General features: G+C 49.2%; 10 protein-coding genes and 1 pseudogene. 10 read left to right on the top strand and 1 reads right to left on the bottom strand.

The features are described 5' to 3' along the window. From cysB to ABY802_RS14750, 3 genes and pseudogenes are all read left to right on the top strand, one after another. Window positions 1-314 (top strand): annotated as a pseudogene (cysB, locus tag ABY802_RS14760) (HTH-type transcriptional regulator CysB); the annotation flags it as partial. Between the two features lie 22 nt (window positions 315-336). Beyond that, window positions 337-1191 carry a sterol desaturase family protein gene (locus ABY802_RS14755; protein ID WP_372627892.1) on the top strand — a complete coding sequence of 285 codons (855 nt, stop codon included), beginning with the start codon at window positions 337-339 and terminating at the stop codon, window positions 1189-1191. A gap of 73 nt (window positions 1192-1264) precedes the next feature. Then, the gene (locus ABY802_RS14750; RefSeq protein ID WP_372627891.1) at window positions 1265-2089 is read left to right on the top strand and encodes a substrate-binding periplasmic protein; all 825 of its coding nucleotides are present in this window, start codon (window positions 1265-1267) and stop codon (window positions 2087-2089) included. 5 nt (window positions 2090-2094) lie between these two features. Here the strand turns inward: ABY802_RS14750 and mutH are convergent, their stop codons facing one another. After that, complete coding sequence (gene mutH, locus ABY802_RS14745) at window positions 2095-2778, bottom strand: DNA mismatch repair endonuclease MutH (RefSeq protein ID WP_372627890.1); 684 nt, start codon at window positions 2776-2778, stop codon at window positions 2095-2097. A 401-nt stretch (window positions 2779-3179) separates the two neighbouring features. Between mutH and rppH the strand changes: the two genes are divergently transcribed. The 7 genes from rppH to ABY802_RS14710 all read left to right on the top strand — a co-directional run. Next, the gene (gene rppH / locus ABY802_RS14740; protein ID WP_290614620.1) at window positions 3180-3683 is read left to right on the top strand and encodes an RNA pyrophosphohydrolase; all 504 of its coding nucleotides are present in this window, start codon (window positions 3180-3182) and stop codon (window positions 3681-3683) included. Window positions 3684-3729: 46 nt separating this feature from the next. After that, a complete protein-coding gene (gene ptsP, locus ABY802_RS14735; protein WP_372627889.1) occupies window positions 3730-5988 on the top strand; it encodes a phosphoenolpyruvate--protein phosphotransferase in 2259 nt (752 codons plus the stop codon). A 67-nt stretch (window positions 5989-6055) separates the two neighbouring features. Next, window positions 6056-6850 carry a sulfite exporter TauE/SafE family protein gene (locus tag ABY802_RS14730; RefSeq protein WP_372627888.1) on the top strand — a complete coding sequence of 265 codons (795 nt, stop codon included), beginning with the start codon at window positions 6056-6058 and terminating at the stop codon, window positions 6848-6850. 54 nt (window positions 6851-6904) lie between these two features. Next, window positions 6905-7738, top strand: coding sequence for a prolipoprotein diacylglyceryl transferase (gene lgt, locus ABY802_RS14725; RefSeq protein ID WP_372627887.1), 834 nt, complete (start codon window positions 6905-6907; stop codon window positions 7736-7738). Then, entirely contained in the window at window positions 7735-8568 is an 834-nt protein-coding gene (locus ABY802_RS14720) for a thymidylate synthase (RefSeq protein WP_372627886.1), read from the top strand. The genes lgt and ABY802_RS14720 overlap by 4 nt, the downstream gene beginning before the upstream one ends. Window positions 8569-8649: 81 nt before the next feature. Next, the gene (locus ABY802_RS14715; protein WP_372627885.1) at window positions 8650-9273 is read left to right on the top strand and encodes a FlgO family outer membrane protein; all 624 of its coding nucleotides are present in this window, start codon (window positions 8650-8652) and stop codon (window positions 9271-9273) included. After that, the coding region (locus ABY802_RS14710; protein WP_372627884.1) for a FlgO family outer membrane protein at window positions 9270-9723 on the top strand (454 nt) is incomplete at its 3' end. The genes ABY802_RS14715 and ABY802_RS14710, both read left to right, overlap by 4 nt.

Raw genomic sequence — 9723 nt, 5'->3', positions numbered from 1 at the left:
TATTTACTGCTACCGATGCAGATGTGCTTAAAACCTATGTCCGGTTAGGCCTGGGTGTCGGCGTTATCGCATCGATGGCCATTGATCCGCAATTAGATAAAGATCTGGTTGCTCTGGATGCCAGACATCTGTTTGAAGCTTCAACCACCAAGATAGGTTTTAGAAAAGGGGCCTTTTTACGGACCTATATGTACGATTTTATCCAGCGGTTTGCACCGCACCTGACTAAAGACGTAGTAGAGCGGGCAAATTTACTGCGCAATCAGGAAGAGATAGACCTGATGTTTGATAAATTTGAATTGCCAGTACGTTAAACAGGTTGCGGAATAAAAGCTCATGCCGCCAGTTGAATTAATCCTATTACTGCTAAGCCCGGTGTTTTTAGTCTGTGTGCTGCTGGAGTGGCGCTTTGCTGTGCTGCGACAGCAAAACTGGTATCACTGGCGTGATACCCTGGCAAATGCTGTACTGGCGCTGCTGCATCAGGGCGCAGATATGCTGGCGTTGTTACTACTGATGCCATTTTTTTACTGGTTACATCAGTTTAGTCTGTTCACTATTGAGCTCACTGCGCTTAATCTGCTGCTAGCGTTTATTCTGCAAGACTTTCTGTATTATTGGTTTCACCGTGGCTCGCACCATATTCGCTGGTTATGGGCGTCGCATGTGGCGCATCATAGCTCTCGCCTGATGAATTTCAGTACCGCCTTTCGGCAAAGCCTTACTTACCCGATATCGGGTATGTGGGTATTCTGGTTGCCGATGATCCTGATTGGTTATGAGCCAATGCTGGTGTTTGCCGTAGTGGCCCTGAATTTAGCGTTTCAGTTTTTTGTGCATACGCAGGCTATTGGCAAACTTGGGCCATTGGAATACCTTTTTAATACACCGTCGCACCATCGCGTGCATCACGCTTGTAATCCACGGTACATCGACCGCAATTTTGCAGGAGTACTGATTATCTGGGATAGGCTGTTTGGTACCTTTGTGGCTGAGGATGCAAACGAGCCTTGCCGCTATGGCATCACTGATGATTTTAATTCTACCAATCCACTGACCATTACCTTTTATGAATGGCGACGGATGTGGCAAGCGTTACGCTGTAAAGAACGCCAACAGAGCGCCTGGCAGGTGTTACTGAAAATGCCGGCAAAGTTGCAAACGAGCCCCACTGAAAAAACTTCAGAATAAGTTACTGTGCCAGCGAGCAAAAATATCAGTTTGCACTAAGCTTGAATAAAGTCATAACACCCTGAGGTGATTTATGAAGTCGATTAAGCTTCTGCTGTCTTTAATTATGCTGTTAACCGTGATGTCCTGCGAACCGGTATCCGAACCCGAGTTAGCTGTGCCTGCTGAACCTATGGCGCAACGCATGTCTGCTGTGCCACCGCAATGCTCGCTAACCATGGGATTTGATGCCTGGGAGCCCTATCAGTATATGACGGTAGGTAACACCGTTACCGGCCTGGATGTTGAGCTGGTCAGGGTAATTGCAGCCGAAATGCAATGTGAATTAAATATTGTGCAGGGCAGCTGGGTTGAATTGCTGGGGTTGCTAAAAGAGGGCGAGATAGATTTTGTCCTGGGTGCGTCAATTACAGAAGATCGGCAGGACTTTGCTTATTTTTCTGAACCGTACCGGCAAGAGCAATTTTCGTTATTTGTGCGCGCTGATGATGTTGGCTTAGAGGTGGCGAGCATTCAGGCGTTTATCAACGCCGGGCATAAACTTGGCATTGTTAATGAGTACTACTACGGTGATGAAATTGCTGAATTGTATGCCTCTGCTAAGTTCAGGCCACAGTTTGTTGGCGCAATTATCAGTGAAATGAACATGGCCCGGCTGCTGGATGAAGAAATTGACGGTTTTCTGGAAGACAGTTTTGTAGCTGCCTCAATATTACGGCGAAAAGGGTTAGATGAGCTAATTAAGCCGCATCATATTACCCTGGGAAACAATGATGTCTATGTGATGTTCAGCAAAGCTTCTGTCGAAGAGGAATTAGTCGCAGAGTTTAATCGGGGCTTGGCGGCGATTAAACAAAACGGCTTATATCAGCAAATTGTCTTGCGATATCAGGATTAGCCGTTTTACGTTGGCGTAGCCAGATTAAAGTGGCGACATAATATGGCCGCGGTAAAACTGGCTTTCAGATAAAAGCCGCGTGGCAGGGTCTGAATAGGTTCACCGCTGGCGCCGATTGCCGCAGTTAATGCATTGCTGTCGGCTGCTTTCGGTCTTAATTGCAGCACTTTGCCATGGGCGCCACGGATTTTATCAATACCGCCCAGAGTAATCAGTTCCATCAATTCTTCCCAGTCCTGTTGCAGCGCCTGCTGCTCAGCGGCGGAGGGTTGCCACAAAAATGCTGAACCGATAACGCGTTCTGGCAGAGGTATTTGTCGTTCGGCTAAAATGGGTACCCAGAGTACATGTTGTAATTTCTGGCAGATCCATGATTGCTGCCAACTTTGGCTGGTAATGCCGGTTAGTGGCGCCACACAAACATAAGTGCTTTCCAGTGGTTTACCATTCTGATCAATAGGAAGGGTTTTTAATTCAATCCCCAGCGCCGGAAAATCGGGCAGTGCTTTGGATCCTGCCTCGGCCCCTAACGCTAATTCAATCAGCTGGCCAACCCAGCCCTTATCCCGTCTTAAATCTGCAGGTATCGTAACCTTAAGCTGTGCAGCCAACTGACCAAGAGTCAGGCCCGCAATGTTCTGGCTTCGCAGTAATAATTGTTCGGGTGTTTTTAGCGGGGAGTGTTTCAAAAGTTGGTCGCCGTAAGATGCGGTTGCAATCACAACTTACCCTAGCACCTTTCTGTTGCATATGCTGCTTAAAAACGCAGCAAACTAACTTATGCACATGCGACAGCACGCCACGATTCAGCACAGTATCTTATAACTTATTGTATATATTCAATTAAGCTGAACCTTTTCGGCTGCAGTTTTGCCATGCTCAATCGTTATTCCATAGTCTTGCGCACCTTAACAACAGTTTTATCCACAGACTCTGTGAAGAAGTTCACATAAGTGGCTGCTCGATGATCTTAAATGTGGATAACTTTGCAAAAGCGCTTGGTAAATGGCGGATCAAATTCCGTTTGCTGTAAGTGCGACTTTGTGAAAGAATCTTTGTTATAGCAGAAATAGACTCGCTAGAGGTTTGTGTGATCGATGCCGAAGGTTTTCGGGCCAATGTCGGCATAGTGATTTGTAACACCCAGGGACAGGTGTTTTGGGCGAAAAGGTACGGTCAGCATTCCTGGCAATATCCACAGGGTGGTATTGATGACGGCGAAACGCCAGAACAAGCCATGTTTCGCGAACTGCATGAGGAAGTCGGGCTGCGGCCTGAAGATGTAGAAATAATCAGTGTTACAAAGCACTGGTTGCGCTATAAGCTTCCAAAACGGTTAATTCGCAAAGACAGTAACCCTGTGTGTATAGGGCAAAAGCAAAAGTGGTTTTTATTGCGTTTGACCTGTCGGGAAGAAGATGTAAATCTGGCTGTAACAACGCATCCTGAGTTCGATAACTGGCGATGGGTCAGTTATTGGTATCCGGTGCGTCAGGTAGTGGCTTTTAAGCGAGAAGTGTATCGTAAAGTCATGCGCGAGTTTGCCCCGGTTGCTTTGCCGTTTACCCGCAAAGATGTGAAGAAAAAATATTAAGAAGAAATAGTTAATTTGCTAAAACCGACAGGACAATGAGGTTCTTATGCTAAGCCAGTTACGGCGAATTGTTCAGGATGTGGCTCAGGAGCCAGCTCTAGACAATGCTCTGGCTGGCCTGGTATCAAGTATTAAAATCGCCCTGGCCACCGAGTGTTGTTCGGTTTATCTGGCTGATTATCAGCAACAGCATTTTATGCTGATGGCAACTGACGGCCTGAACCAGGATGCGGTAGGTAAGGTTGCCATTGGTTTCTCCGAAGGCCTGATTGGCTGGGTAGGCCAACGCGAAGAGCCGATAAATCTGGCGCAAGCTCAGTTACATCCCCGCTTTCGGGTAACCCCGGAAGTGAGTGAAGACCGCTTTTCCGCTTTTCTTGGATGCCCGATAATTCATCACCGTAAAGTGCTTGGGGTGCTGACCATTCAGCAATCTGCAGAGCGGGTGTTCAGCGAAGATGAAGAATCTTTTCTGGTTACCCTGGGTGCTCAGCTGGCGTCCGTGCTGGCCAATGCTGAAATGCGTGATGCCGCCAGTCAACGGCCATCCAGTATGGCGCAATCTGGTCAGCTGACAGGGTTGCCCGGCGCGCCTGGCATGGCAATTGGTGAAGCTTATGTATTGCAGCCCTCCAGTGATTTTGATGCCATTTCCCTGAAAAAATCTGATGAACCCGAAAAAGAACTGGCGTTGTTTTATCGGGCAGTCAAAATTACCAAAGCCGAATTTAACCGCTTAGCAGAGCGGATGGCTGGCCATATTCCAGCGGATGCACTGGCTATTTTTGATGTGTACCATCAGTTGCTTGATGCAGCCAGCCTGGGTAATGAAATTGAACATCAGATTGCCGAGGGCTGGTGTGCCAAAAGCGCGCTAAAACGGGTGGTTGAGAAATTTGCCCGCCAGTTTGATGATATGGACGACCCCTATCTGCGAGAGCGCGGTACTGATATCCGCGATTTAGGGCAGCGGGTGTTGAATAATTTACTGGATTCTGAGCAACGCAAAGTAAAATTGCCAGAGCGCGTGGTGCTGGTCGCGGACAATGTAACCGCGACGATGCTGGCAGAAGTGCCGCGTGAACAACTGGTGGCCATTGTCAGTTTGCGCGGTTCGGTAAACTCACATGCGGCCATTATGGCCAGAGCACTGGGTATACCGGCCGTTATGGGGGTTAATGAGCTCCCATTATTACACTGGCAAAACCAGCAGGTTATTGTCGATGGCTACGAGGGCCACATTCTTTTGTCGCCGGTCGAAGCCATTTGCATCGAATACCGGCGTCTGATTAATGAAGATGCAGAGCTCAGTGCCCGCTATCAACAGGAGGTGGCACTACCTTCTCAGTCGGCCTGCGGTAAGCCGTTTAAGTTAATGGTCAATTGTGGCCTGGCTATTGAGCTGGAAACCAGCAACGCGGAATATACCGACGGGGTAGGTTTGTATCGCACCGAATTTCCTTTCATTATGCGCAACCGCTTCCCGACCGAGCTGGAGCAGGTAGAGCTTTATCGCAAGGTGCTTACCGGTTATGCCGGAAAATCGGTGGTGATGCGTACGCTTGATGTGGGGGGGGATAAAGCGCTACCGTACTTTAGCATTGTTGAAGAGAATCCGTTTCTGGGCTGGCGTGGTATCCGGCTGACTTTGGATCACCCTGAGATTTTTCTGGTGCAAATCCGGGCCATGTTAAAAGCCAATATTGAGCTGGATAACTTACATATTTTATTGCCGATGATATCGGATCTGGCGGAAGTGGATGAAGCCATCCGCCTGATCAGGCAGGCGAGCTTTGAAGTCAGCGATGAGTTGAATATTGCTCTGCCAAAACCGAAAATAGGCGTAATGATTGAAGTTCCATCTATTATGTATCAGCTGCCGGAACTGGCGGCACGGGTAGATTTCTGCTCAGTGGGGACTAATGATCTCACCCAATACCTGCTGGCGGTAGACAGAAACAACGCCAGGGTGGCTAACTTATATGATGCGTTGCATCCCTCAGTTTTGCGCGCACTTAATTTGTTGGCTACTCAGGCCCGGCAACTGCAATTTCCGATTAGCATTTGTGGCGAATTGGGGGGCGAGCCCGCTGGGGTGTTAGTACTCGCAGCGATGGGGTATAGCCGTTTTAGTATGAATAACAGTAATCTGGCAAAAATTAAATGGTTGCTACGCCGGGTTAATGTGGCAGAGTTGGAAGCGTTGTTACCTGATGTACTGGCGTGCCAGTCGCCCAAGCAAGTCAAACAGCAGGTACAGCGGTTTCTGGAGCATAAGCAGCTGCTTGGTCAGTTACGCGCTTAACCTGAATTAAGTTAATTTAAAATGCCTGTCGCTGGCTGGCATTGCAGCAGTAATATCGAGACGTCCTTTGTTAACAGTTATTCTGATCTCTGCAGTTATAGGTTGCCTGGCCGGGTTTCTCGCCGGATTATTAGGAATTGGTGGCGGACTGGTTATTGTGCCGGTGCTGGTGGTATTGTTGCCATTGCTGGGCGTTGTTGATATCGACAACGTGATGGTGGTAGCGGTCGCCACGTCTTTAGCCTCTATTATTATCACCTCAGGTTCGTCTATTCGTGCTCATCATAAACGCAGTAATGTCAGCTGGGCGCTGGCCGGTGCAGTGATGGTGGGCGCGGGTATCGGTGCCGGTATGATTGGCCTGGTCGCGCATCATATTAATGGCGCTACCTTAAGAACAATATTTGGCGTTGCCGTTTTTCTACTGGCCTTGCGAATGCTGGGGTCGCGCAGCGTAATAGGCCGGGCCCAATTACCTGCTAAGCCCGTGCTTGGCGCCATAGCCGCCGTGCTTGGTGCTATCTCAGGTTTACTGGGGATCGGTGGCGGCGCCCTGGTAGTGCCGGTACTCAATTATTTTTCAGTCGATATGCGCCGGGCTATTGGCTGCGCAGCAGCAAGTGGTATCGCTATTGCCGTAATGGGCACCCTGGGGTATGTTATCGCCGGTTGGCAGCATTACCAGTTAACCGATGGCTTTATTGGCTATATTTACCTGCCAGCATTAATTGGTGTTGTCTCCACTTCGATATTCACGGCGACCCTTGGTGCTGCCATGACACAGCGTTTGCCAGTTTTGACCATTAAACGAGTGTTCGGCGTTTTTCTGATGATAGTCGCCGTTAGAATGGTGTTGAGTTAGCCTGCTATATCCGGTGGTAAGCAGGCGTATAGTGAAGTTCTTTAAAGGATAACAATGACAAGTTCCTACCTTGATTTTCCGGATATAGATCCGGTATTGGTGTCAATTGGCCCGCTATTTGGCTATGGGCCAGTAAATATTCATTGGTACGGGGTAATGTATGCCGTCGCGTTTGGCCTGGCTTACTGGTTAGCCAGCCGTGCCGCTGCCAAACCCGGTTCAGGCTGGACCAAAGAGCAGGTAAGCGATCTGCTGTTCTATGGTTTCCTGGGTGTTATTGTCGGTGGCCGCTTTGGCTATGTGTTCTTTTATAATTTTGAACAGTTGCTGGCCGAACCCTTATATCTGTTTAAAACCTGGGAAGGGGGCATGTCATTTCATGGCGGCCTGCTAGGCGTGCTACTGGCAATGGCCTGGTTTGCCAGACGCTATCATAAGTCTTATCTGGAACTGGGAGACTTTGTCGCGCCGTTAATTCCACTGGGTCTGGCCGCTGGCCGGCTCGGTAATTTTATCAACGCGGAGTTATGGGGCCGCACCACTGACGTGTCATGGGCTATGGTGTTTCCAAATGCCGGCGCCTTGCCACGCCATCCTTCTCAGCTGTATCACGTGGCATTGGAAGGGATTTTACTGTTTGTTATTATCATCCTGGTACGGCGCCTTAAGCCGGCAACAGGCACCCTTGGTGGGGTGTTTTTACTGGGGTACGGCGTATTCCGGTTTTTCGTGGAGTTTTTCCGCGAACCCGATGCGCATCTGCGCCATGTGGCAGATGCAGGCTTAACCATGGGCCAATGGTTGTGTCTGCCCATGATCGCAGTAGGGCTTGGCCTGATAATTTACCTAAATTGCCGACCAGCAATACCAGCACGGGGAACCAAATGAAACAATATCTTGATTTAATGCGCCATGTGCTGGAGCACGGCCATAAAAAAACGGATCGCACCGGCACGGGCACCGTTAGTGTATTTGGCTATCAGATGCGCTTTGATTTACAGCAGGGGTTCCCGCTCATTACCACCAAAAAATGTCATTTGCGCTCGATTATTCATGAGCTATTGTGGTTTTTAAAGGGGGAAACCAATATTGGTTACCTGCAGGATAATGGCGTATCCATCTGGAACGAGTGGGCCACTGAGAGTGGTGAGCTTGGCCCGGTATATGGCGCACAGTGGCGAAGCTGGACCAGCCATGAAGGCCAGGTCATTGACCAGATAAGTCAGGTTATCAGTGATATCAAACGTACCCCGGATTCGCGCCGCTTAATTGTCAGTGCCTGGAACCCGGCAGTGTTGCCTGATACCCAATACTCGCCCAAAGAAAATGCCGCCATGGGCAAGCAGGCATTGCCACCGTGCCATACCTTATTTCAGTTTTACGTTAATGATGGTCGTTTATCTTGCCAGCTGTATCAGCGTAGCGCCGACATATTCCTGGGCGTGCCATTTAACATCGCCAGCTATGCGCTGTTAACCCTGATGGTGGCTCAGGTTTGTGGTCTTAAACCCGGTGATTTTGTGCACACCTTTGGCGATGCCCATTTGTATTTAAACCATTTGGAGCAGGTGAATACCCAGCTGGCGCGCGAGCCTTATCCAATGCCAACTATGCGCTTAAACCCTGATGTTAAAGATATATTTGGTTTTAAGATTGATGATTTTACCTTAGAGAACTACCAGGCACATCCGCATATTAAGGCGCCGGTGGCGATTTAATGACATATTTATCACCAATTTTTTGGCCTGGTTCTTGCTTTGAACTGTTAAAGGCATTCAGGCTGTAAAAATGAGGTGGATATGAAGTGGCTATTGTTAGTGGCCCCAAGCCTGCTAACGGCGGCGCTGCTAAGCGGCTGTGTCAGTCCGGCGGGTCCCGTTGCAACCAAACCGACGGAAACGGAACTTAGCCAGCAACCCCTTGGCTTTTATACCGAGCGGCTAGCCAGGCAATTATTTGCCCAGTTAGATGACAGCCCGTTATGGCTTACCCGGCCGCAAATTGCCGTTAGTAGTTTTTTGCCGGCAACCGCACTTAGCCTGCAAGATGCCAATAGTGAGCAACGAGACTTTGCCAACCAGCTTAGTGAAAGCATGCTGGCGCATAGCCGCCAGTTTGGTTATGCCGTCTACGAGTACCGGTTAAGTAACGAAGTGGTGCTTGCGGGCGAATACGAACAGGCGTTAACCCGCCAGCTAAACGAAATTAACCGTAAAGGCAGTGCCAACACCTTGCTTACGGGGACTTATACCTTGCAACAAGATGCCGTTATTGTAAACGCGCGTCTTATTCATATTCCATCCAAACAGGTGCTGGCGGCCGTTACGGATTATATTCCGGCAAATGTGCTGTGGAGTACGCAGCAAGTAAACAAGCGCGGTGCCATGTTTTATCGGCAAAGTCCTCCAGGAGATAATAAATGAAGCGGTTAACCACCTTAGCTATAGTAGCGCTGCTTAGCGGCTGTGTCGTGCCTGAGCGGACCATCACGGTAACGGGCCAGGACAGCGATCAAGCTGCCGACAGAGCGCAGCGAATAACTCAGATGCAAAGTTCGGCGGCGCCGGCCAGCACGCATTCTACCAGCACGCATGCTACCAGCACTCATGCTAATAGTACGGTGCAGCGACCGTTATTAACGGTAAACGATTACGTCCGCAATTTAGTTCATGAGCTGATGGCGCTGCAGCACAATCTGGACAGTGACAGCCAAGTGGGAGTGACCGATTTCAGTTATATAGATTCCGCGCTGGACCAGGGTACGGTGTTTAGCAATCATTTAAGCGAAGCCATGATTTACGATCTGCATAAGTTTGGTGTGCCGGTGCTGGATTACAAAGTAACCGATTATATCCGGGTGACCGAAAGCGGTG

It is taken from the genome of Arsukibacterium sp. (assembly GCF_041616895.1).
Lineage (GTDB): Bacteria > Pseudomonadota > Gammaproteobacteria > Enterobacterales > Alteromonadaceae > Alishewanella.
This window is presented reverse-complemented; position numbering and strand designations above follow the sequence as displayed.

Coding starts and splice junctions, on each gene's coding strand:
- ptsP (WP_372627889.1), top strand. CDS start 3,730: ATGCTAAGCCAGTTACGGCGAATTGTTCAGGATGTGGCTCAGGAGCCA.
- ABY802_RS14720 (WP_372627886.1), top strand. CDS start 7,735: ATGAAACAATATCTTGATTTAATGCGCCATGTGCTGGAGCACGGCCAT.
- ABY802_RS14715 (WP_372627885.1), top strand. CDS start 8,650: ATGAAGTGGCTATTGTTAGTGGCCCCAAGCCTGCTAACGGCGGCGCTG.
- ABY802_RS14755 (WP_372627892.1), top strand. CDS start 337: ATGCCGCCAGTTGAATTAATCCTATTACTGCTAAGCCCGGTGTTTTTA.
- lgt (WP_372627887.1), top strand. CDS start 6,905: ATGACAAGTTCCTACCTTGATTTTCCGGATATAGATCCGGTATTGGTG.
- ABY802_RS14750 (WP_372627891.1), top strand. CDS start 1,265: ATGAAGTCGATTAAGCTTCTGCTGTCTTTAATTATGCTGTTAACCGTG.